The organism is Nocardioides sp. JCM 18999 (genome assembly GCF_055391175.1).
Map to the genome: position 1 here is coordinate 1,736,602 of NZ_AP043887.1, position 20,696 is coordinate 1,757,297.

The 20,696-nt window shown below is 70.0% G+C and carries 20 protein-coding genes; 3 read left to right on the plus strand and 17 right to left on the minus strand.

The genetic code is table 11. The annotated features are described in order from the left end of the window. Positions 1–29: 29 nt before the first annotated feature. The 13 genes from ACZ5J1_RS08450 to ACZ5J1_RS08510 are packed head-to-tail and all read right to left on the minus strand — an operon-like array spanning position 30 to position 13,975. On the minus strand, positions 30–488 hold the full coding sequence (locus ACZ5J1_RS08450) for a DUF4334 domain-containing protein (protein WP_464564316.1): 459 nt from the start codon (positions 486–488) through the stop codon (positions 30–32). Next, the gene (locus tag ACZ5J1_RS08455; protein WP_464564318.1) at positions 485–2,074 is read right to left on the minus strand and encodes a succinic semialdehyde dehydrogenase; all 1,590 of its coding nucleotides are present in this window, start codon (positions 2,072–2,074) and stop codon (positions 485–487) included. The genes ACZ5J1_RS08450 and ACZ5J1_RS08455 overlap by 4 nt, the downstream gene beginning before the upstream one ends. Beyond that, positions 2,071–2,931 (minus strand): oxygenase MpaB family protein, encoded by an 861-nt coding sequence (locus tag ACZ5J1_RS08460; protein WP_464564320.1) that lies wholly within the window; start codon positions 2,929–2,931, stop codon positions 2,071–2,073. Before ACZ5J1_RS08460 ends, ACZ5J1_RS08455 begins: the two co-directional genes overlap by 4 nt. Next, positions 2,921–4,771, minus strand: coding sequence for an AMP-dependent synthetase/ligase (locus tag ACZ5J1_RS08465; protein WP_464564322.1), 1,851 nt, complete (start codon positions 4,769–4,771; stop codon positions 2,921–2,923). Before ACZ5J1_RS08465 ends, ACZ5J1_RS08460 begins: the two co-directional genes overlap by 11 nt. Positions 4,772–4,796: 25 nt before the next feature. Continuing rightward, positions 4,797–5,975, minus strand: coding sequence for an acyl-CoA dehydrogenase family protein (locus ACZ5J1_RS08470; protein WP_464564324.1), 1,179 nt, complete (start codon positions 5,973–5,975; stop codon positions 4,797–4,799). 25 nt (positions 5,976–6,000) lie between these two features. Next, entirely contained in the window at positions 6,001–7,080 is a 1,080-nt protein-coding gene (locus ACZ5J1_RS08475) for an MlaD family protein (protein WP_464564326.1), read from the minus strand. Next, on the minus strand, positions 7,077–8,111 hold the full coding sequence (locus ACZ5J1_RS08480) for an MCE family protein (RefSeq protein WP_464564328.1): 1,035 nt from the start codon (positions 8,109–8,111) through the stop codon (positions 7,077–7,079). The genes ACZ5J1_RS08475 and ACZ5J1_RS08480 overlap by 4 nt, the downstream gene beginning before the upstream one ends. Beyond that, a complete protein-coding gene (locus tag ACZ5J1_RS08485; RefSeq protein WP_464564330.1) occupies positions 8,111–9,214 on the minus strand; it encodes an MCE family protein in 1,104 nt (367 codons plus the stop codon). Before ACZ5J1_RS08485 ends, ACZ5J1_RS08480 begins: the two co-directional genes overlap by 1 nt. Continuing rightward, entirely contained in the window at positions 9,205–10,167 is a 963-nt protein-coding gene (locus ACZ5J1_RS08490) for an MCE family protein (RefSeq protein ID WP_464564332.1), read from the minus strand. The genes ACZ5J1_RS08485 and ACZ5J1_RS08490 overlap by 10 nt, the downstream gene beginning before the upstream one ends. After that, on the minus strand, positions 10,164–11,231 hold the full coding sequence (locus tag ACZ5J1_RS08495) for an MCE family protein (protein WP_464564334.1): 1,068 nt from the start codon (positions 11,229–11,231) through the stop codon (positions 10,164–10,166). The genes ACZ5J1_RS08490 and ACZ5J1_RS08495 overlap by 4 nt, the downstream gene beginning before the upstream one ends. Continuing rightward, the gene (locus ACZ5J1_RS08500; protein ID WP_464564335.1) at positions 11,228–12,289 is read right to left on the minus strand and encodes an MCE family protein; all 1,062 of its coding nucleotides are present in this window, start codon (positions 12,287–12,289) and stop codon (positions 11,228–11,230) included. The genes ACZ5J1_RS08495 and ACZ5J1_RS08500 overlap by 4 nt, the downstream gene beginning before the upstream one ends. Before the next feature lie 7 nt (positions 12,290–12,296). Beyond that, positions 12,297–13,109, minus strand: coding sequence for an MlaE family ABC transporter permease (locus ACZ5J1_RS08505; RefSeq protein WP_464564337.1), 813 nt, complete (start codon positions 13,107–13,109; stop codon positions 12,297–12,299). A 5-nt stretch (positions 13,110–13,114) separates the two neighbouring features. After that, positions 13,115–13,975 carry an MlaE family ABC transporter permease gene (locus ACZ5J1_RS08510; protein ID WP_464564339.1) on the minus strand — a complete coding sequence of 287 codons (861 nt, stop codon included), beginning with the start codon at positions 13,973–13,975 and terminating at the stop codon, positions 13,115–13,117. Between the two features lie 48 nt (positions 13,976–14,023). Between ACZ5J1_RS08510 and ACZ5J1_RS08515 the strand changes: the two genes are divergently transcribed. Next, positions 14,024–14,779, plus strand: coding sequence for a MerR family transcriptional regulator (locus tag ACZ5J1_RS08515; RefSeq protein ID WP_464564341.1), 756 nt, complete (start codon positions 14,024–14,026; stop codon positions 14,777–14,779). Further along, positions 14,776–15,612, plus strand: a complete 837-nt coding sequence (locus ACZ5J1_RS08520; protein ID WP_464564342.1) for an oxygenase MpaB family protein — start codon at positions 14,776–14,778, stop codon at positions 15,610–15,612. The genes ACZ5J1_RS08515 and ACZ5J1_RS08520 overlap by 4 nt, the downstream gene beginning before the upstream one ends. A 4-nt stretch (positions 15,613–15,616) precedes the next feature. Here the strand turns inward: ACZ5J1_RS08520 and ACZ5J1_RS08525 are convergent, their stop codons facing one another. From ACZ5J1_RS08525 to ACZ5J1_RS08535, 3 genes are read right to left on the minus strand one after another with little or no spacing between them, the layout of a single operon-like run. Further along, entirely contained in the window at positions 15,617–16,255 is a 639-nt protein-coding gene (locus tag ACZ5J1_RS08525) for a histidine phosphatase family protein (protein WP_464564344.1), read from the minus strand. Further along, the gene (locus ACZ5J1_RS08530) at positions 16,255–17,286 is read right to left on the minus strand and encodes a phosphotransferase family protein (protein WP_464564346.1); all 1,032 of its coding nucleotides are present in this window, start codon (positions 17,284–17,286) and stop codon (positions 16,255–16,257) included. The genes ACZ5J1_RS08525 and ACZ5J1_RS08530 overlap by 1 nt, the downstream gene beginning before the upstream one ends. Further along, positions 17,283–18,452, minus strand: coding sequence for an acyl-CoA dehydrogenase family protein (locus ACZ5J1_RS08535; RefSeq protein WP_464564348.1), 1,170 nt, complete (start codon positions 18,450–18,452; stop codon positions 17,283–17,285). The genes ACZ5J1_RS08530 and ACZ5J1_RS08535 overlap by 4 nt, the downstream gene beginning before the upstream one ends. A 60-nt stretch (positions 18,453–18,512) precedes the next feature. Here ACZ5J1_RS08535 and ACZ5J1_RS08540 point away from each other — a divergent pair, with 60 nt between their 5' ends. After that, positions 18,513–19,100, plus strand: a complete 588-nt coding sequence (locus ACZ5J1_RS08540) for a TetR/AcrR family transcriptional regulator (RefSeq protein ID WP_464564350.1) — start codon at positions 18,513–18,515, stop codon at positions 19,098–19,100. A 13-nt stretch (positions 19,101–19,113) separates the two neighbouring features. Here ACZ5J1_RS08540 and ACZ5J1_RS08545 read toward each other — a convergent pair whose 3' ends face one another. Beyond that, positions 19,114–20,682 (minus strand): long-chain-fatty-acid--CoA ligase, encoded by a 1,569-nt coding sequence (locus tag ACZ5J1_RS08545; protein ID WP_464564352.1) that lies wholly within the window; start codon positions 20,680–20,682, stop codon positions 19,114–19,116. Positions 20,683–20,696: the final 14 nt, after the last annotated feature.

Here is a 20,696-nt window from a genome sequence, read left to right on the forward strand (position 1 = left end):
GGATCACCTGCTGAGTGGGTGGACCCGAGCTACTCGCGTTCGAGGCCGAAGTAGAAGTGCTGTCCGTCGACGAGGACCACGGCCGGCTTGCCGTTCATGATCCCCATCAGGGTGGTGTCGTCCACGGCCTTGAAGTGGTCGAAGATCGGCGCCTTGTCGTAGACCATCGTGGCGGTGGTCTCGCCACGGAACTCGACGTTCCACAGGCTCGCTCCCCCGCGGACGGTCTCGTCGTAGAGCTCCCCGTCCTCGCCCACGCAGACCAGCGGCTGGGCGTCGTCGACCGCGTCGAACCGCTTCCCGTGCCAGCGGGAGGCGACCAGAAGCTCCTCGATCGGATGTCCCGTGGAGAACGCGAAGCCGCGCCAGGACCCGAGCAGGTCGGCCGCGACCGCCGGCCGGAGCTCGGCCCAGAGCGCGTCGAGCTCCTCGACCGTGGCAGGGCCGGCCCGCAGGGCGTCGAACCGCTCGCGGATCTCGGCCGTCATCGGACACCCAGCTTCTTGAGCAGGGCGAGCTGCTTGTTGGTCAGGTTCACGAAGCCCTCCACGCCCAGCTTCGGGGGCGGACCGAGCGTCATCAGCCGCTGCGAGGCGACGGTCTGCGACTCGGTGTACTTCTTGATCCCCTCGGCACCGTGCCGACGACCGAGGCCGCTCTCCCCCATGCCACCCATGCCGGCCTCGATGCTGCCGGCCGCGGCGGCGGCACCGTCGTTGATGTTCACCGAGCCCGACCGGATCCGCGGGGCCAACCGGTCGGCTGCCTGGGCGTCCTTCGACCAGATCGAGGCCGACAGGCCGTACGTGCCCTCGTTGGCCAGTGCCAGGGCGTCGGAGTCGCGCTGGTAGCGGTAGAGCGAGATCACCGGACCGAACGTCTCGTTGCCGTAGACCGTCATCTCCTCGGTGACGCCCTCGAGCACGGTCGGCTCGAAGCAGAGCGGCCCGAGGTCGGGCCGGGCCTTGCCGCCAGTGAGCACGGTGGCGCCCTTGGCGACCGCGTCGGCGACGTGCGCGCTGACCGTCTCCAACTGCGCCGGCGAGACCAGGGTGCCCAGGTCGACGGAGTAGTCGTAGGTCTGCCCGATGGTGAGCGCGACCGTGGCCTTGACCAGCTCGTCGCGGAACTGCTCGTAGACGGCGTCCTGGGCGTAGACCCGTTCGATGTGGATGCACATCTGGCCGGTGTTCGCGAAGGCCGCCACGACGGTGCCCTCGGCCGCCTTGACCAGGTCGGCGTCGGCCCGCACGATCAACGGGTTCTTGCCGCCGAGCTCGAGCGAGGCGCCGATCAGCCGGCGTCCGGCCCGCTCGGCGATCCCACGACCGGTGGCGGTCGACCCGGTGAAGCAGATGAAGTCGACGTTGTCGATGATCGCGCCGCCGACCTCCGGGCCGGGACCGATCACGATCTGCCACAGGTCGGTCGGGAGACCGGCCTCGGCCATCAGGGCGCGGGCCCAGAGCATCGTCAGCACCGTCTGCGAGTCGGCCCGGGAGACGACCGCGTTGCCGGCCAACAGTGCGGGCAGCACGTCACCGGTGCCGAGGTAGAGCGGGTAGTTCCACGGCGAGATGATGCCGACGACCCCCTTGGGGACGCGGACCTCCTTCACCTTGGTCAGGCCGGGCACCATCCCGCGGACGTGGTGGTCGGCGAGGTAGCTCTTCGCCTTGCGCCCGTAGTGCCGCGCGATGGTGGCGACCTGCGCCACCTCCTGCCAGGCGTGGAACCTGGCCTTGCCGGTCTCCCACTGGATCAGGTCGAGGACCTGGTCCTGACGCTCGAGCAGCAGGTCGTGGAAGGCGAGGACGACTCCACTGCGCTGCGCCAGCGGGGTGATCTCCCACGCCCGCTGCGCGCCGCGACCCCGGGCGACGGCGGCCTCGACGTCGGCGACGGTCGAGGCGGGCAGCTCGGCGATCGGAGCGCGGTCGTAGGGCGAGAGCGCGACGACGGGCTCGGCGCTGCCGTGCGGGTCACGGGTGACCCAGCGGGCCAGGTCCGCGATCACGGCGTCGTCGACCCAGCCGGGGCGGGCGGAGGTTCCGGTGGTCTGGTCGATGCTCATGCTGGTGCTCCTGCGGGGTAGGGAACGGGTTCGGGCAACGTGCGAGGGTCGTGCGCCGTGCGGCGCATGGCGCGCAGGGCCAAGGGGTTCTGCAGCAACGGTCGGGGCAGGTGACCCAGGAGACGGGCCACCGACCGCACCCGGCGGCGGGTCGCAGCCGTCGCCGACGTACGGCGCAGCCCGATCCGCGCCACGAAGTCGGCGTCGAGGGTCTCGGAGACCACGGCGCGCTGGCGGCGGAGCAGCGACCGGGTCAACCAGGCCGGCCCGGGCGCGTAGTAGAGCAGGTCCTGGACGACCTCGTTGTTCTCCAGGGTCGGGACCATCTCGGCCCAGTAGGCGTCGAACTCGGCGACGGAGCCCGGCAGGACCCGGGGTCGGACGCCGATCAGCAGTCCCATCCGGTGCCACTCGTCGAAGAGCTGGTCCTCCTGGGCCGCGGTGAGCCCGGGTCCGTACTCGCGCAGGAAGAGCCGCCAGGTCTCGAACATGGTGGCGTGCACCCACAGGTACGCGCCCGGGTCGAGGGCGCTGTACCGGCGACCGGCGGCGTCACTCCCCCGGATCTCGGCGTGCATCCGCACCAGCCGCTGACCCTCCTCGGCCGCGCGGGCCCCGCCGAAGACCTGGTCCAGGACCGACAGCGTCGTGCGCCACAGCCGACCGTAGGGGTCGGTCTTGTAGACCGAGTAGGCGGCCACACCGGCGCCGACCATCGGGTGGGCGACCTGGAGCACGAGGGCGCGGACGGCGAGCAGCAGCATCCGCTGATCGCTCGCCGCGTACCAGGCGACGGCTCCCGGCCCGAGCGGTCGGGCCGGGAGCGTCGTCCTGACGCGCGCCGCGTCAGTTGTCATAGAGCCGCTCGACGACGTCGGCGTACAGGTCGGTGACCACCCGCCGCTTCAGCTTGAGCGTCGGGGTCAGCTCGGCCGACTCCGCGGTCCACTCGACGGGGAGCAGCTCGAACTTCTTGATCTGCTCCGGCCGGGAGAGGCGTGCGTTGGCGGACTCGACCGCTGCGCCGATGGCGGCGAGCACCGCCTCGTGCCGGGCGAGCGCTTCGAGGTCGGCGGTCTCGATGCCCTGGGAGGCCGCCCAGCGCGGGGCGATCTCGCCGTCGAGGGTGATCAGCGCGACCAGGTAGTTGCGGCCCTCGCCGACCACCATGGCGTGCCCGACCAGCGGGCTCTCCTTGAGGTAGTTCTCGATCACGGTCGGGGCGATGTTCTTGCCCGAGGAGTTGATGATCATCTCCTTCTTGCGGTCGATCACCTGGAGGAAGCCGTCGGCGTCGATCGTTCCGATGTCGCCGGTGTGCACCCAGCCGTCGGCGTCGACCAGCTCGGCGGTGGCCTTCGGGTTCTGGTCGTAGCCCGGGGTGGCGATCGGACCACGGGCGAGGATCTCACCGTCGTCGGCGAGGCGGATCTCGATGCCGGGCAGCGCCCGGCCCACCGTGCCCATCCGGAAGGCCGACGGGGTGACCGCCGCCAGCGAGGCGGTGGTCTCGGTCATCCCGTAGACGTCGAGGATCTTGAGCCCGAGTCCGGCGAAGAACGCGGCCACGCTCGGCGGCATCGGCGCGGCGGCGCTGGCGGTCCACTCGGCCCGGTCCAGCCCGAGCATGCCCCGCATCGGGGCGAGCACCGCGGCGTCCACGGCGGCGAACTCCTCGGCCAGCTCAGGTGGGGTGGTCCGGCCGTACTGCTGGGACTCGATGTAGCGCCGGCCCGTGTCCAACGCTGCGGCGATCGCGGCCTTCTTGGCCTCGTCCTGCTCCATCGCGAGCAGCCCCGAGATGCCGGCCTGGATCTTCTCCCACACCCGGGGCACCCCGAAGAAGCGGGTGGGTCGCACCTCGCCGAGGGTGGCCGCGAGCTGGGTCGGGTCGGCGATGAAGTGGACGTGGCCGCCGTGGACCTGCGGCACGTACAGGCCGAGGACGCGCTCGGCGATGTGCGCCATCGGCAGGTAGGACAGCGTGATCCCGGGTCCGACGAGGCCGCCGGCCTGGGTGGAGGAGACCACCTCGAAGAGCACGTTGTGGTGGGTGAGGACCACGGCCTTCGGGTCCCCGGTCGTGCCGGAGGTGTAGAGGATCGTCACCGGGTCGTCGATGGTGATCGCCTCGACCCGGGCCGCCACTTCCGACGGGTCGGCGGCGCGGCGCGCGGCGCCGGCGGTCGCGACGTCGGTCCAGACCGTGTGCTCGCCGGCCGCAGCGGGGTCGAGCACGACGACGGCCTTGATCCCGGCGCGGAGCTCGGGGTCGGCCAGCGCCTCGGTCCAGCGCTCGAGCTGGTCGGCGCCTTCGAGCAGGATCACGCTCGGGCCGGCGTGCTTGGCGTACCAGGCGACCTGGGTCGGCGACAGCGTCGCGTAGACGGAGATCGGCACGCCGCCGGCGTGCACCACCGCGGCGTCGGTGAGGGCGTGCTCGATCCGGCTCGAGGCCATCATGCAGACCCGTTCGCCCGGCTCGAGGCCGAGGCCGATCAGGCCGGCGGCGAGGTCGAGCGCCTGCTCGCGGAAGTCGCCCCAGGTGATGGTGCGCCAGCCGGTGCCGTCGGGGGTGTGCCGGTCGGAGTAGGCAGGGGTCTCCCCCTGGGTCGCGGCGGTCTCGGCCAGCGCGGCGGGGATGGTCAGGCCGGCGATCTGCTTGTCGATCAGCTCGCGCTCGTTCAGGACGTCCATCGTTGTCTCCTCAGCTAGTTCGGGCTCAGTAGCTCTTCGGCAGGCCCAGCATCTGGGTGCCGATGTGCGCGAGGACCAGTTCCTCGGACACGGGGATGTTCTTGCCGATCCGGGCGTCACGGAACAGACGCTCGACCGGGTACTCCTTGCTGTAGGCCATGCCGCCGAAGCACTGGAACGCCTGGTTGGCGGCCTCCCAGGCCACCTGGGCGCCGGTGAGCTTCGCGACGTTCGCCTCGTTGCCGCAGGCCAGCCCCTGGTCGAAGAGCCAGGCGGCCTTGTAGGTCATCAGCCGGCCCAGCTCGGTCTTGGCCTTGATCTGCGCCAAGGGGAACTGCAGCCCCTGGTTCGCCCCGATCGGTCGGCCGAACACCTCGCGCTCGCGGACGTAGTCGCACGCCACGTCGAGGGCGGCGAGCGCGGTCCCGATGCCACCCGCGGCGGCGAGGATCCGCTCGGGGTTGAGCACGTCCCAGAGCACCGCGAAGCCCTGGTCGACCTCACCGATCACGTTCGCCGCGGGGACCCGGACGTCGTCGAGGAAGACCTGGCTCGAGGCGATGATGTTCGACCCGAGCTTGGGGATGGGTTGGAAGACCAGGGTGCCGTCGGCAAGCGCCTGCGTCACGTCGACCAGGAAGAGCGTGATCCCGGAGCTGCGCGGCCGGGCCTCGGCGGCTGGCACCGTGCGGGTGACGGCAACCATCCAGTCGGCGTTCTCGACGTTGGAGATCCAGACCTTCTGCCCCTTGAGCACGAACTCGTCGCCGTCGCGGCGGGCTGAGGTGGTGATCTCCAGCGCGTTGCTGCCGGCGTCGGGCTCGGTCAGGGCGAGGCAGAACTGGGTCGCTCCCGTCGCCAGTCCGGGCAGGATCGCCTGCTTCTGGGCCTCCGTGCCGTGCCGGGTGATCGTGGTGGCACCGAAGCCGGGCGTGGTGATGTAGATGTAGGCGCCCGCGGTCCCGCCGGAAGCGCACAACGTCTCGTTGGCGATCACCAGCTCGAGCAGGCCCTGTCCCCCGCCGCCGTACTCCTCGGGGACGGTCAGACCCAGCCAGCCACCAGCGGCGAGATCGGCGTAGAGCTCGTGCGGGAAGCGGTGCTCGTCCTCGCAGCGCGACCAGTAGGCGTGGTCGTACTTCGCCGCGACCGCGGCGACGCCCTCACGCACGGCGAGCGCTGAGTCGGGCATGTTGAAGTCCATCAATCGGTCCTGTTCCTGGGCGGGGTCACTGGCGGGGGACGTACTGCGAGCCGCGCTGCTGCATGGCCGGCTTCTCGGTCGTGCAGCGGGCGTCGAGGTTGATCTCGGCGCGCTCGCTGTAGGGCGAGACGTCGGGTCCGTAGTGGCAGTTCTGCGGCACCCGGAAGGCGAGGATGACGTGGGCGTGCCCGCCGGCCGTCGAGGCGGCCATCGCCTGGAACTGGAGCGGGCCGTAGGTGTACCAGTGCTTGAGGCCGGGCAGGTGGTCGCGAGCCATCTCGGCGACCGGCGTCCCCGACTTCAGCAGGCTCGCGAGCGACGGCTCCAGCTGGGTGAACTGGCCGTCGATCACCGACACCAGCAGGGCGCCCTGGTCGATCAGCCGGGCCAGGATCGGGTTGGCCTTCTTGAGCTGGGCTGTGATGCTGACCGCGTTGGCGACGAAGTCCTTGATCTCCGGCGTCAGCTCGGACATCGTGCGCAGCGGCACCTGCCCTTGCTGCAGCGCCGTGATCACGTCGGGGGTGAGCTGCTCGAGCAGGTCGAGGGTGTCGCCCATCTCAGCGGCCAGGGCGGCCACGTCGACGTCCTCGTTGTCGAAGATCGCGGACATCTCACGGGAGATGGTCCGGATGTCCTTGACGTCGATCCGGCCGAGCAGCTTCTGCACGTGGGCCAGGAGCTGGTACGTCGGCAGCGGCAGCGCCTCCTCGCCGGCACGGAGCTTCGCCCCGGCGAGGATGAACGGGCCAGAGTCGGTGCGCGGTCGGAAGTCGACGTACTGCTCCCCCACGGCCGAGAGGTTGGCGACCACGATCTCGGTGTCGGTGGGCAGCTTGACGCCACTGTTGATCGCGAGCGTGGCCCGCACCCCGGTCGCGGTCAGGTCGACGGCGTCGACGGTGCCGATGTGCTGACCGCGGTAGGCGACGTCGGAGTGCTGGTGCAGGCCGGCCGCTCCGGGGAGGTCGACGGTGACGGTGTACGCCCGGCTGAACATCGAGCCGGTCACGATCTGGCGTCCGACGATCAGAGCGCCGACGATGACGATCAGGATCAGCAGGATCTGCGCGGTGTGCACACGGCGGGTCATCGGCGTGCTCATCGGCCAGGCTCCGTCAGCAGGTCCCCGGGCAGTCCGAGCAGACTGGCCAGGGTCTCGACCGGGTTGGCGCTGGTGAAGACCTGTTCGTTGACCCGCATCCGGAGGTCGAAGTTCAGGTAGGAGCCGCGGATCGCACTGTCGGTCTGGGAGGCGAAGGCCTGGATCCCGTCGAAGATCGGCTTGAAGGTCCCCTCGTTGGCGGTCAGCGTGTCGAGGATCGGGGCGAGGTCCTTGATCACCGAGAGCATCGCGGTGCGGCTCTGCTCGATCGTCCGGGTCCCGACGCGTGCGAGCCGTCGCAGCTCACCGGCGAGCGTGAGCAGGTCCTGACGCTGTTCGGCCAGGGTGTGGATGGCCGGTGTCATCGTGGTCAGGGAGTCGGCGAGCAGGTCGTTGTCCCGCGCCAGCTGGCGGCTGAACACGGCGAGCCGGTCCAGCGCGGAGTCGAACTCGGCGGTGTGCGCGTTCATCGTCGCCAGGCTCGCGTCGAACCGGGCCAGCAGGCTGTGCACCGTGTCGCTGCGTCCGGTCAGCGCGACGTTGAGCTGGTCGATGACGACCTTCATGTCGGCGAACGCCCCGCCCGTGATCAGCGTCGAGACCGAGGCGAGCAGGTCGGTCACGCTGGCCGAGTCCTCGGTCGCGGAGACCGGGATGACGTCACCGGGGTTGAGCGTCCCCGTCGAGACGGCGCGCGTCGTCGTGGGATCGGAGAGCTCGATGAACGCCTCACCCATCGGGGAGCTGAACCGGATCTGGGCCTGCTCACCGGTGGGCAGCTTCACGTCGGTCGAGATCGCCATCTCGACCCGGGCGAGGTAGTTCTTGGTGGTGATCCTGGTGACCTCGCCGATGATCGCGCCGTCGCGCTTGACCGAGGCCTGGACCGGCAGACCGAGGGCGCTGCGGAACTCCACCGTGACCGGGTACGTCGGCCCGCTGACGACCCCGGGCAGCGGAACGCTCTGCAGCGAGCAGCCGGTGAGCACGCACACGACCAGCGCCAAGCCGGCCAGCAGGAGCCGTCTCATCACAGCCCCGCCGGGATCAGGCCCTCGATGGCGTCGAGCAGACCGCCTCCGAGACCGTTGCCGTCGCTGCCGAAGAACAGCGTGCACACCTGCGGGGTGAGGATCGCCGAGCAGAACTCCAGCCGCACGTTGGCGTTGAAGACCGCCGAGTCACGGGCGGCGAGCTGGACCCGGATCGCCTCCACCTTCGGGTTGTAGGCCCGCCAGATGTTCTCGGCCCCCGTCGGCAGGTAGTCGAAGATCCTGGCGAGCTTGCCCTGCTCGCTCTGGATGGTCCTCGCGACCGCGGCCGCGTCGTCGAGGGTGGCGCCCAGCTTGTCCTGGTTCGCCTTCATGAACGCCGACACCTCCGTGGTGAGGCGGCTGAGGGAGGACATCGTCTGGCTCATGCTGGAGGTCTGCTCGGCGAGCACCCCGGAGGCGGTGTCGAGGTTCCGGGTGAACCGGCGCACGGTGGCGTCGCGCTTGGCCAGGGTGGTGGACAGCACCGCGAGGTTCGAGGTGATCGCCGCCAGGTCGGGTCCGTTGGCGTTGACGTGGCTCAGTGCCTCCCGGCTGGAGGCGAGCAGGTCGCCGATCTTCCGTCCGTTGCCGTCGAGGGTGGTCGCTCCGACGTGCAGCAGGTCGCCGACGTCCTTGTCCTTCGGCCCGCTGCTGTCGAGGGCCACGACGAGCTCGTCCATCGCCGTGGACAGGTCGTCGATGTTGATCGGCGATCGGGTGTCGGCGGCGGTGATGTGGGCGCCGTCGGTGATGGTCGGACCGTCGGTGTAGGTCGGGCCGAGCTGGACGAACCGGTCGGTGAGGAGGGCCGACTGCAGGATCTCGGCCTGAGCCTTCTGCGGCACCGAGTTGTCGGCGTCGATCCGCATCCGGACCTTCATCGTGGTTCCGGCCGGCGTGATCGCGACGACCTCCCCGACCGGGACACCGAGGTAGTCGACCTCGTTGCCGACGTAGAGCCCGGTCGTGTCGGCGAAGTCGGCGGTGACCTCAAGGGTGTCGTCACCGTCCAGGGCGCGCCAGGTGACGGCACCGACGGTGAGCAGTGCGATCACCAGCAGTCCTGCCAGCAGTGGGCGGAGGTAGCGGGTCACTTGCATCCGATGTCCCTCCTGACGAGGCACCACAGGCTGTCGGGCAGCACGAGGTAGGGCGCGTTGACGCCGAGCCACGGACCGTCACCGCCACCGTTGACGTAGAGCCGCAGCGCCGGCTCGGCGAGCTGCAGTGTCTTGGCCAGCGCTTCGCGGTTCGTCGCGAGAGTGCCGAGGATCGTGTGCAGCTGGCTGAGCGCGGCCTTCATCGGCGCCTGGTTCCGCTCGGCCATCGCGGTCAGGCGGACGACGAGGGCCCGACTGTCGCGCAGCAGCGCGTCGATGGCGTCCTTGCGCTCCTCGATCATCGCGAAGACGGCATCGGCGTTGGTCAGCAGCGACGTCAGCTGGGCCCGCTGGGCGACCGCCTGGTCGGTGATCCGTCGGGTCGAGGAGACCAGCTCCGTGATCTGGTCGTTGCGCTTGTTCGCCATCGCGGCGACCTGGGTCATGCCGTCCAGTGCGGCCTGGGTGGTGCCCGGATCGCCGCTGAGGTCGCGGGTGAGCACGTCCACGGCGGCCGACAGCTTCGCCTTGTCCAATCCGTCCAGGGTGCCGGAGTTGTCCAGCCAGAACCTCTCCAGGGTGTAGCTGCCGACGGCGTTCTTGAGGCCGATCCTGGCGCCGCTGGTGAGCAGGTCGCCGTCGCCCGGGGTCAGGTTGAGGTAGCGCTGGCCGAGCAGGGAGGCGAGCTTGACCTCGGTCTTCGTGTCGGCGGGGACGTCGACACCGTCCTCGACGGTGAAGGTCACCTCGACCCGGTCCTTGGCCGCCTCGAGGTCGGTCACCGATCCGACCGGCACGCCGGCGAGTCGGACGTCGTCGCCGGGACGGATGCCGGCCGCGTCGGGCAGCTCGGCGACGTAGGTGGCGTCGTTCGGAAAGACCTGGGGACCGACCTTGACCGCGGTCAGGACCAACGCGATCGCCACCAGGACGTAGAGCAGCCGGCGGGTCATCGCTGGCACCTCGCCGAGCTCGGGAACCCCTTGAGCAAGGGGATCGTCGGGCCGCCGCCGAGCACCTGCAGCGAGGAGTCGCAGACGTAGGTGTTGAGGTAGCTGCCGGCCCCGAGGGTCTTGATGTAGCCGGTGACGAGGTCCTGGGTCCAGTACAGCGCCTTCTTCAGGGCGGGCGCCTGCTTCGCGAACGATGCCGACCAGCTGCGCAGGCTGTCCACGTCGGCGTTGACGTCGTCGCCTCCGGTCTCGACCAGGTCGGAGAAGCTGGTCACCATCGACTGGACGCCGTCGATCGTCGCCCCGATCTGCTCGGTGTTGTCCGCGACCGTGCCGGTGAGGTGGTTGAGGTCGGTGACCATCGAGGTGATCTCGGTGCGGTGCGTGTCGAGGGTGGTGGTCACGGTGGTCAGGTTCTGCACGACCTGCCCGATCACCTCGTCGCGGTCGGCGAGGGTGCCGGTCAGATCCGCGACCTGCCGGGTCAGGTCGCGGAGGGTGGGCCCCTGACCCTGGAGGGTCTTGATCAGGTTGTCGGCGAGCAGGTTGATGTCCTCGGGCTGGATCAGGTCGAAGACCGGCTTGAAGGCGTTGAACAGCGCGGTCAGGTCCAGGCCGGTGTCGGTGTGGTCGAGGCCGATGGTGGACCCGGGCTTCAGGGCCGCGACCCGGGTCGCCTCAGCGGTGGCGCTGCCTGGCACACTGCCGGACTCGAGCGAGATGTAGCGCTGCCCCATCAGGTTGAGGAAGTCGATCGTGGCCGTCGTCCCGGTGGTGAGCTGCTGGTCGCTCTGCAGGTCGAAGACGACCTTGGCGTGGGTGCCGTCGAGCGAGATGTCCTGGACGGTGCCGACGGCGACACCGGCGATCCGGACGTCGTCGCCCTTCGTCAGACCGGTGGTGTCGGTGAACATCGCGGTGTAGGTCTCGGTCTCGCCGTCGACGCCCTTCATCAGGGTGCCGGCGACCAGGCTGGTGAGCAGCAGCGCGACGCAGGCGAAGGCGATCACGCCGATCAGGGGGCCGCGGGTGCGCTGCAGCGCGGCGAGGGGTCGACGACTCATCGGCAGTTGCTCCCCTTGACCGTGCCGTAGGTGGGGCAGTCCCGGGCGGTGTAGTTCTTCGGCCGGTCGAACGCGAAGTCGGCCCACATCTGGATGGCGTGGTTCGAGATCGCGGTCGCGCCGTTGTGCAGCACCGGCGCGGCTCCGCGCAGGATGGCGGTGAACGGCTTGATCCCGCCGACGAACGCCGTGTAGGTCGGCGCCAACGCGTTCAGGAACTGGGCGAGCTCACCACCGTGGTCCGCGAGGAACGTGCCCACGTGGTCGACCAGCTTCGTGCCGGAGGCGAGCAGGGTGTCGATCTTCTGGGCGCGGTCGGAGATGGTCTTCGCCACCGGGAGCGAGTTCGACAGCGTCTGGGCGAGCTGCGGTTCGATCTCGGTGCCGGTGGCGAGGTTCTCGTTGAGCAGCTTCAGGTCCTCGACCAGGGTCGGCTGGGCGCCCTGGATCTGGCCGGCCAGCGCGTCGGAGCGCTCCAGGAACCGGCCGAGGTCGTCGCCCTTGCCGTCGATGGCGGTCGCGAGCTGGTGCAACGCCTCGTCCATCGAGGCCGGGTCGATCGCCCCGAGGATCTGCTGGGTGGTGGTGACCGCGTCCATCAGGCGGGCGGTCTCCGGTGAGTCGTCGGCCCGGATGATGTCGCCGTCCTCCAGCCCCTTCCCCGACCCGTCGGGATCGACGAGGTCGACGTACTCGGCGCCGAAGATGGTGGTGGGCAGTACCCGGGCACGCACGTCCGTGGGGACCTGGCCGGCCTGGTCGCCGCTGACGGTGAGGTGGACGTGGTACAGCCCGTCGGCGTCGCGGGCGGTGTCGACCTTCGTGACGCGACCGATCTTGAGGCCGCGGAACTTGACGTTGGAGTTCACCCCGAGGGAGTCACCCAGCGAGACCACCCGGGCGGTGACGGTGACGTCTCCGCCGATGGCTCCGACGAAGGAGAGTCCGAGCCAGGCGGAGAAGAGCGCGAACAGCACCCCGAAGACGGTCGCCAGCAGGGCGAGGCGACGGCGCAGCGCCGGTCGGTCGGCGGCGCGCGGGAAGAGGATCTCGGACATGTCGGCCCTACCCCGAGATCAGCGGTTGCTTGTCGGGGCCCCAGAGCAGGAGCGTGAGCAGGATGTCGACCACGACGAGCATCACGATGCTGCCGCGGATCGCACGCCCGGTGGCGCGGCCGACGCCGGCGGGACCGCCGCTGGCGACGTACCCGTGGAAGCAGTGGATGAAGGTCACCAGCGTGGTCAGGACGACGACCTTGATCCCGGAGTAGAAGACGTCGATCGGCGAGACGAAGAGCCGGAAGTAGTGGTGGTAGGTGCCCGAGGACTGCCCGTAGATCACGTTCACCATGAAGTCGGTGGCGAGGTAGGTGCCGACCAGGCCGAGGATGTAGAGCGGCAGCACCATCACCCAGGAGGCGATCAGGCGGGTGGTGACCAGGTACGGGATCGGGCGGATCGCCATCGCCTCGAGGGCGTCGATCTCCTCGTTGATCCGCATCGCACCGATCCGGGACGTGAAACCGCAGCCGATCCGGGCGGCGAAGCCGAGAGCGGCGATCATCGGGGCCAGCTCGCGGGTGTTGACGTAGGCGGAGATGAACCCGGTCAGCGGGGCGAGGCCGATCGTGGCCAGTCCGTTGTGCCCCTCGAGCCCGACCTCGGTGCCGGTGAGGGTGGACAGCAGCAGCACCACCCCGACCACGCCACCACCGATGACGAAGAAGCCGGAGCCGAGCGTGACCTCGGCGATGACGCGGCCGATCTGGGCCCGGTAGTGGGTCAGGGCGACCGGGATGCCGAGAACGGCGCGCCAGGCGAGCACGATCTGCTCGCCGACGCCGGCCGCCAGCCGCACGGGGCTCAAGCTCGTCATGGCGCTCATCCGAGCGGCCCCGGCATGAAGCCCGACGCGATCTGGGAGATCGCGAAGTTGGCGGCGAACAACGCGATGAAGTTGACCACCACCGACGTGGTGACGGCGTCACCGACGCCGGTCGGTCCGGCCTTGACGTTCATCCCGTAGTGCGTGGCGACGACGGTGCAGATGAAGCCGAACACCGCGGCCTTGATCACGGCCAGCCACAGGTCGGCCATCGAGGCCAGCGAGGAGACCGAGGAGAGATAGGTGCCCGGCGACAGGTTGAGCATCACGACGCTGACCAGCAGCGTGGTGATGATCGAGAAGAACATCACCACCCCGTTGAGCAGCGAGGAGACCACCACGGTCGCGATCGCGCGGGGCAGGACGAGCCGCTCGACGATCGGGATGCCCATCACCTCCATCGCGTCGAGCTCCTCGCGGATCTTGCGGGAGCCGAAGTCGGCGCAGATCGAGGAACCGGCGACGCCCGACAGCATCAGGGCGGTGATCATCGGAGCCGCCTGTCGCACGACGGCCAGGGTGTTTCCGGCGCCGGTGAAGGCGACCGCGCCGACCTGCTGGGCGAGCACGCCGACCTGGAGCGCCATCACGACGCCGAACGGGATCGAGACGGCCAGGGCCGGCAGCGTGCAGACCTGGATCGCGTACCAGGTCTGCAGGATCGTCTCCTCGAGCGGGAAACGACGACCGACGACGGTGTCACCCAGCGCCCGGGCGATCCGGACGACCAGGCCACCCATGCCACGCGCATCGCGCGCCATCGAGGAGCGCGGGCGATCACGCCATCCCTCGCGAACCCCCGCCCATAGGGTGTTCGAGGCACCCGGGAGCATCGGGTCCGGCTGTGTGACTGTCATCACTGGCACAGTAACACCAGGACAGTTCTTTTTGGTACGGTTTGTCTCATGACCGCCGAACCCCTCCAGCCCGAAGAGGGACGGACCTGGACGATCGACGAGCTGGCCTCGCACTTCGGCCTCACCGTGCGCACGACCCGCTACTACGCCGGCCTGGGACTGATCCCGCCGCCGGTCCGACGCGGACGGATGGCGTACTACGACGAGCGGCACCGTGCACGCCTCGAGATCGTTCGCACGCTGCAGGACCAGGGCATGACCTTGGCTGCGATCGAGAGTCACCTTGCTCATCTGGACGAGACCACCTCGGTGCCGGAGTTGGAGATGCGGCGGGCCCTGCTCTCCGGGTGGGCCCCGACACCCCCGGAGGTCATCTCCCCTGAGGAACTCAATCGACGAGCAGGTCGCGTCCTGGACAACGAGCAACTCGGCTTTCTGCAACGGCTCACCGCGATCAATCCTGTCGAGGGCGGCTTCGCGGTCCGGCCGACGCTCAACGTCGGCCTGCAGCTGCTCGACGTCGACCTGTCGATCCCGAGCCTGGAATCCGCCGGTGAGGCGATCCGGCGGCACATGGAGTCACTCGCCCTGGAGCTGCGCGAGATCCTCCGCACCCAGGTGATCAACCCGCTGCGCGAGCAGGAGTACGACGCCGACCCGGCCGAGTTCGCCCGCACCATGGCGCAGCTGCGCCAGCTGACCCTCGAGGCAGTGGTCAGCAACTTCCAGCAGGCCGCCAACGGCCTGGTCGACGGCTCCCTGCTGGGCAACCAGTCAGGCAACCAGAACGGACCCGACGCATGACCGTGACCCAGTCCCACCCGACGACCGACGTCTCCACCCCCGGTCCGGGGCTCCACGGCCTGGGTGACCTGATCGGCGAGCAGGCCCTCATGCTCGGGGCCGGTTCGACGGTCTTCTTCCAGATGGCCGAGGCCGGCGTCGGACTCGGCGTGGCCGAGCACTCCACCACGCTGCAGCGCCCGGTCGACCGGTTGCGGACCACGCTGACGTTCGTCTTCGTGATGATCCTGGGCACCGACGCGGAGCGGAAGGCGATCACCCGGATGATCAACCGGATGCACTCCGGCGTCCGCTCTCCGGGGCGGTACTCCGCCTACGACACGGAGCTGCAGCTCTGGGTCGCCGCCACGCTGGCGCGCAACGCGATCACGATCCGGGAGAAGGTCTGGGGGCCGCTCTCGCTCGAGGCGAAGAACCGGATCTATGCCGACGCACAGATCTTCGGCAACTCGCTCCAGGTCGCCCCCGAGCAGTGGCCGGCCACGATCGAGGAGTTCGACGCCTACTGGGACGCGAAGATCCCGACCTTCGCCACCGCCGACCCGAGCGTGCAGGTCTACTGCCAGCGGCTGCTCCGCGCCGACACCAAGCCCGTCGGCCTGCGCTGGACCTCGTCGCTGCAGGGCATGCTCGACCGCGGCAACCTGGACCCGCACACGCGCGCGGTGCTCGGGATGACCTGGACCCCCGCGGACCAGCGCCGCTACGACCTGTTCTGGAAGGTCTTCCCGCCGCTGTACCGCCGGGTGCCGGCCTTCGTCCGCACGCTGCACGCGCGGCTGATCCTGCGCGACATGCGCCGCCGACTCCGCACCGGTCAGCGCGTCATCTGATCGCTCAGCGGAAGGTGCGAACCCCGCCGGCCAGATGGCCGGGGTCGTTGTAGGTCAGCAGCGAGACCCCACTGCGCCCGGTCGCCAGGGTGGTGATGCCGGCGTTGAACGCGACCCGGTTGAGCGCGATCCACTGCGGGCCGCCGGCCCCGATCACGTCGCAGACCACCTGGGCGATCACGCCGGCGCTGGTGACCACGACCGCGGTCTCCCCCGACCCGAGCCGGTCCACCACGCGCGCCAGCCCCGCCGCCGTACGACGGCCGAAGGCTGCATAGGTCTCCGGAGCCTCCTCGCCCGCGATCCAGGCGGACATGCCGACCTCGAGGGCGCTCTGGAACGCACGTTGGTCGGTCAGCGTGGCCGGGTCGTGCCGGGCGGCGACGAGGCCGATGTGGTCGAACTCGTTCCAGGCCTCGTCGGTCTCGACCTGACTCCCCCAACTCGCGGTCTCGACCAGCGCGGCTGCGGTCTGCTGCTGGCGACGCAACCCCCCGGCGACGACGAGAGCGGGCGTGGCGCCCCGCGCTCCGAGGGCCCTTCCGGCCTCACGGGCCTGCTCGAAGCCGAGCGCGGAGAGCTGGTCGTAGTCCTCGGCTCCGAACGAGGCCTGGCCGTGCCGGACCAGCAGGATCGTGCCCACTAGACCTGCCGCCCGCGCGCCGCGTCCCGGGCGAGCACGAGGAACGGCGCGACCGCGGTCCCGGCGACGGCGAACGCCTCCCCGGTGGTCGCACCGGCGCGGTAGCGGTGGTCGATCCCGGCGACGATGACCGCGATCTTGAAGTAGGCCAGCGCCAGGTGGGCCTCGAAGTCGACCAGCCGGTGACCTCCGGCGCCCTCGTACGCGGTGGCGAGCGCGGCGGGTGCGGGCAGTCGCGGACTGGCCCAGGCGCCGTCCAGACCGAGGATGAGGTCGAGCTCGGGAGCGCGGTAGGCGCACATCAGGGCGACGTCGGCGACCGGGTCGCCCAACGTCGAGAGCTCCCAGTCCACCACCGCGGCGACTCGGGGACCGCCGTCGAAGGTGAGCAGGGTGTTGTCGATCCGGTAGTCGCCGTGCACCACGCACGAGCTCTGCTGGCTCCACGCGTGCCCGCGCAGGAGACCGATCACCTCGGCCGCGAGGTCCGCGTGCTCGGGCGTTCCGACGATCTCCCACTGGCCCGACCAGCGCCGCAGCTGACGCTCGGCGTAGCCGTCGGGTCGACCGAACTCCCCCAGCCCGACGGCCTGGTGGTCGATCCGGTGGAGCTGGGCGAGGGTCGCCACCAGCACGTCGGCGGTCGCGGCCAGGGTGGCGTCGTCGAGCTCGTCGAGCTCGCTGCGGCGCTGGATCGACCGACCCTCGACGAAGCCGGTGATCGTGAACGGGCCACCGATCAGGTCCTCGTCCTCGACGTGGACGACCGGCGGCGGGACGGGGAACCCGGCCTTCGCCAGGCCGACGCTGACCCGGAACTCGCGACCGACGTCGTGCGCCGACGGGGTCCGCCCCACGCGCGGCGGCATCCGGAGCACCCACCGCTGGGCTCCGTCGCTGAGCCTGATGGTCTGGTTGGAGCGACCTCCGGCGAGCAGGTGGGCCTCGAGGGGGCCGGCGAGCGTGACGCCCGCCTCGGTCAGGGTGCGACCGACGGTCTCGAGCTCGGCGGTGGAGAGGACCTCGCTCATCCGACGATCTCGCGGACGGCGCGGCGGGCGATCGACCAGCGGTGGACCTCCGAGGGGCCGTCGTAGATCCGGAACGGGCGCAGCTCGCGGGCGATCTTGGCCACCGGCAGGTCGGCGGTGACACCGAGTCCACCGCAGAGCTGCTGGGCGCGGTCGACCACCCGCCAGAGCGCTTCGGCGGCGAAGGTCTTCGCGATCGAGGTCTCCTTGGAGGCCGACCTGCCGGCGTCGAGGACCTCGCAGGCCGTCCGGAGCAGCGCTCGGGTCGCAGCCAGGTCGATCTCGTTGTCGGCGATCAGCTGCTGCGCCATGCCCTGCTCGGCCAGCCGACTGCCGAACGCATCGCGCTCGGCGGCGTACCGGACCGCCGTCTCGTGCGCCCGCAGCGCGGCACCGGTCCACCGCATGACGTGCGTCATCCGGGCCGGGCCGAGCCGCACCTGGGCGTAACGGAAGCCGAGGTCGACCTCCCCGAGGACGTCGTCGTCGGGCACGAACAGGTCGGCGAACTCGATCTCGCAGTGCCCCCCGATCATCGCCCGGTCGATCGTCTTCATGTGGCGTTGGATCGTGATCCCCTCGGCGTCACCGGGAGCGAGGAACATCGTGGCTCCGCCGGTCTGGCCGACCTCGCCGCTGGTGCGGGCCATCACGATGTACATGCCGGCACCGTCGGCACCGGTGATGAACCGCTTCTGTCCGTTGATCACCCAGCCCCCGCTGACCTGGGTGGCTCGGGTGGTGAGCCGGCCCGGGTCGGCCCCGGCGCCGGGAGCGGGTTCGGTCATCGCGAAGGCGGAACGGATCTGGCCGGTGGCCAGCGGGCGCAGGTAGCGCTCCTTCTGGACGTCGGTGGCGACATGGGCGAGCAGGTGCACGTTGCCCTCGTCGGGAGCGCCGATGTTGAGCGCGGTCGGACCGAAGAGCGAGTACCCGCCGGCTTCGAAGAGGGCACTGCGGTCGACCATGCCCAGTCCCTGGCCGCCGTACTCGGTCGGGATGTGCGGCCCGTAGACGCCCGCCTCGCGGGCGGCGGCCTGGAGTCGGACGCGGAGCTCGTCACCGCCGGCCGCCTCGATGTCCCCGTCGAACTCGTCGTCGATCGGGATCACCGTGGTGGCGATGAATTCCTGGGTGCTCTCCAGCAGGGCGGTGAGGTCGACCATGCTCGACACGCTAACAGAATTAATTGAACCCAGAATCGAAAAGCCCCTACGATCCACCCCATGGGGACCAAGGCCGAGCGCACCCGGGAACGCATCCTCGACGCCGCAGCGAAGGTGCTGTCAGAGCGAGGGTACGCCCGAATGCGGCTGAGCGACGTCGCAGCGGAGGCGGGTCTGCAGACGGCGGGGATCTACTACTACTTCCCCTCGCGCGACGACCTGGTCGAAGAGGTGATGTGGGTCGGCGCGGTCAGCGTCACCCGGCACGTCCAGGAGGCGGTCGAGGCGCTGCCCGCCGACGCCAGTGGCCTGGACCGGGTGATGACCGCGGTGGAGGCGCACCTGCGCTACGAGCTGCAGATCTCCGACTACGCCACGGCTTCGATCCGGAACGCGCAGAACCTGCCCGAGGAGCTGTGGGCGCGGACCGCGACCGAACGGAAGTCGTACAGCCGGTTCTGGCGGACCCTGTTCCAGGACGGCATCGACCGCGGCGAGTTCCGCCCCAACCTGCACGTCGGCATGTCGCGGATGCTGATGCTCGGCGCACTGAACTGGGTGCCCGAGTGGTGGCGGACCGACGAGGGTTCGCTGGAGGACCTGATCGCGGCGGCCCAGGACATGGTCCGCCGCTCGATCACTCCCTGAGCGTTCCGCTCAATCATTCCCTGAGCTTGGTCTTGAGTACCTTGCCGCCCGCGTTGCGGGGCAGCAGCTCGAGCAGCTCGACCCGCTTGGGGAACTTGTAGCGGGCCAGCCGGCCGTCGAGGAACGCAGTGAGCTCGTCCAACGTGACCGACATGCCGGGGCGCGGGGCGATGAAGGCGACCGGGATCTCGCCCCACTTCTCGTCCGCCTGACCCACGACGGCGACCTCGAGCACGGCCGGGTGATCGGCGAGAGCGTTCTCCACCTCAGCGCAGTACACGTTCTCACCACCGGTGATGATCATGTCCTTCTTCCGGTCGACCACCCAGACGAAGCCCTCCTCGTCGGTGCGCACCAGGTCGCCGGAGTGGAACCAGCCACCGGCGAACGCGGCGGCGGTCTCCCGCGGCTTGTTCCAGTAGCCCCGGAAGACGGTCGGGCCGCGGTAGACGATCTCGCCGACCTCGCCGGGAGCGACCTCGTTCATCTCGGCGTCGACGATCCGGGTCTGGATGGTCGGGATCGGTCGACCCACCGAGCCGAGCTTGCGCAGCGAGTCCTCACCTCGCAGCACGCAGGTGATGGGCGAGGTCTCGGTCTGCCCGAACACCGCGACGTTGAGCGCGTTCGGGAACGTCTCCCCCATCAGCCGCAGCAGCGCGTCGCTGGCCGGGGCCGCCCCCCAGCTGATGATCCGCAGCGCGAGGTCGCGCTCCTTGATCCCGGGCAGGGAGCAGATCGCCTGCCACTGCTGGGGCACGTTGAAGACCACGGTGGCCCGTTCGGCCTCCCAGGCGTCGACGACGGCCGCCGGGTCGAAGGCGCCGAGCGGGTGGATCACGGTGGGGATCCCGAGCAGCAGGTTGCCGACCATCGACCCCAGACCGGCGATGTGGAAGAACGGCGCGGTCAGGAAGGCGATGTCGGACTCGTCGTTGATGTCCATCGCCCGGATGCAGGTCAGCCCCTGGAGCTGGAGGTTGCGGTGCGAGAGCATTGCGCCCTTGGGATGTCCGGTGGTGCCGGAGGTGTAGATGATCAGCGCGGTCTCGTCCTCGGCGACATCGCCCAGCCCGGCCAGATCGACGGGGTCGGCCGCGTCGCGGACGGCGTCGTACTGCTCCCAGCCGGCGGCCTCGACGGCACCGAAGGCGATCTTGGTCGGGATCGGGGTGCCCATCGACAGGGCGCCGTCGACGAGCGGCACCAGGATCGGGTCGGCGAGCACGACCTGCGCGCCGGAGTCGTCCATCAGGTAGCGGACCTCGCCGGGGGCGAGCCGGAAGTTCACCGGCACCGCGATGGCGCCGAGGCTGTTGATCGCCAGCACCGCCTCGACGAACTCGGAGTGGTTGAGGGTCACCATCAGCACCCGGTCACCGGCCGTGACCCCGCGGGCCGCCAGCGCCCCCGCGGCGCGCAGTGAGCGCTCGTGCAGGTCGGACCAGGTCAGGTCGACACCGCGGTGGCGCAGCGCCACACCGTCCGGGATCCGGCCGGCATGGCCCGCCACCTGGGACATCCAGTGGTTGCGGAAGGTCCAGGCGGGAGCGGTCTCAACATCGGTGAGCGTCTGCGACATGGCGCACAGCATGT

Bases quoted from the DNA above. Each gene is read 5' to 3' on its own strand.
- ACZ5J1_RS08450 (WP_464564316.1), bottom strand. From the start codon at position 488: ATGACGGCCGAGATCCGCGAGCGGTTCGACGCCCTGCGGGCCGGCCCT.
- ACZ5J1_RS08455 (WP_464564318.1), bottom strand. From the start codon at position 2,074: ATGAGCATCGACCAGACCACCGGAACCTCCGCCCGCCCCGGCTGGGTC.
- ACZ5J1_RS08460 (WP_464564320.1), bottom strand. From the start codon at position 2,931: ATGACAACTGACGCGGCGCGCGTCAGGACGACGCTCCCGGCCCGACCG.
- ACZ5J1_RS08465 (WP_464564322.1), bottom strand. From the start codon at position 4,771: ATGGACGTCCTGAACGAGCGCGAGCTGATCGACAAGCAGATCGCCGGC.
- ACZ5J1_RS08470 (WP_464564324.1), bottom strand. From the start codon at position 5,975: ATGGACTTCAACATGCCCGACTCAGCGCTCGCCGTGCGTGAGGGCGTC.
- ACZ5J1_RS08475 (WP_464564326.1), bottom strand. From the start codon at position 7,080: ATGAGCACGCCGATGACCCGCCGTGTGCACACCGCGCAGATCCTGCTG.
- ACZ5J1_RS08480 (WP_464564328.1), bottom strand. From the start codon at position 8,111: ATGAGACGGCTCCTGCTGGCCGGCTTGGCGCTGGTCGTGTGCGTGCTC.
- ACZ5J1_RS08485 (WP_464564330.1), bottom strand. From the start codon at position 9,214: ATGCAAGTGACCCGCTACCTCCGCCCACTGCTGGCAGGACTGCTGGTG.
- ACZ5J1_RS08490 (WP_464564332.1), bottom strand. From the start codon at position 10,167: ATGACCCGCCGGCTGCTCTACGTCCTGGTGGCGATCGCGTTGGTCCTG.
- ACZ5J1_RS08495 (WP_464564334.1), bottom strand. From the start codon at position 11,231: ATGAGTCGTCGACCCCTCGCCGCGCTGCAGCGCACCCGCGGCCCCCTG.
- ACZ5J1_RS08500 (WP_464564335.1), bottom strand. From the start codon at position 12,289: ATGTCCGAGATCCTCTTCCCGCGCGCCGCCGACCGACCGGCGCTGCGC.
- ACZ5J1_RS08505 (WP_464564337.1), bottom strand. From the start codon at position 13,109: ATGACGAGCTTGAGCCCCGTGCGGCTGGCGGCCGGCGTCGGCGAGCAG.
- ACZ5J1_RS08510 (WP_464564339.1), bottom strand. From the start codon at position 13,975: ATGACAGTCACACAGCCGGACCCGATGCTCCCGGGTGCCTCGAACACC.
- ACZ5J1_RS08515 (WP_464564341.1), top strand. From the start codon at position 14,024: ATGACCGCCGAACCCCTCCAGCCCGAAGAGGGACGGACCTGGACGATC.
- ACZ5J1_RS08520 (WP_464564342.1), top strand. From the start codon at position 14,776: ATGACCGTGACCCAGTCCCACCCGACGACCGACGTCTCCACCCCCGGT.
- ACZ5J1_RS08530 (WP_464564346.1), bottom strand. From the start codon at position 17,286: ATGAGCGAGGTCCTCTCCACCGCCGAGCTCGAGACCGTCGGTCGCACC.
- ACZ5J1_RS08535 (WP_464564348.1), bottom strand. From the start codon at position 18,452: ATGGTCGACCTCACCGCCCTGCTGGAGAGCACCCAGGAATTCATCGCC.
- ACZ5J1_RS08540 (WP_464564350.1), top strand. From the start codon at position 18,513: ATGGGGACCAAGGCCGAGCGCACCCGGGAACGCATCCTCGACGCCGCA.
- ACZ5J1_RS08545 (WP_464564352.1), bottom strand. From the start codon at position 20,682: ATGTCGCAGACGCTCACCGATGTTGAGACCGCTCCCGCCTGGACCTTC.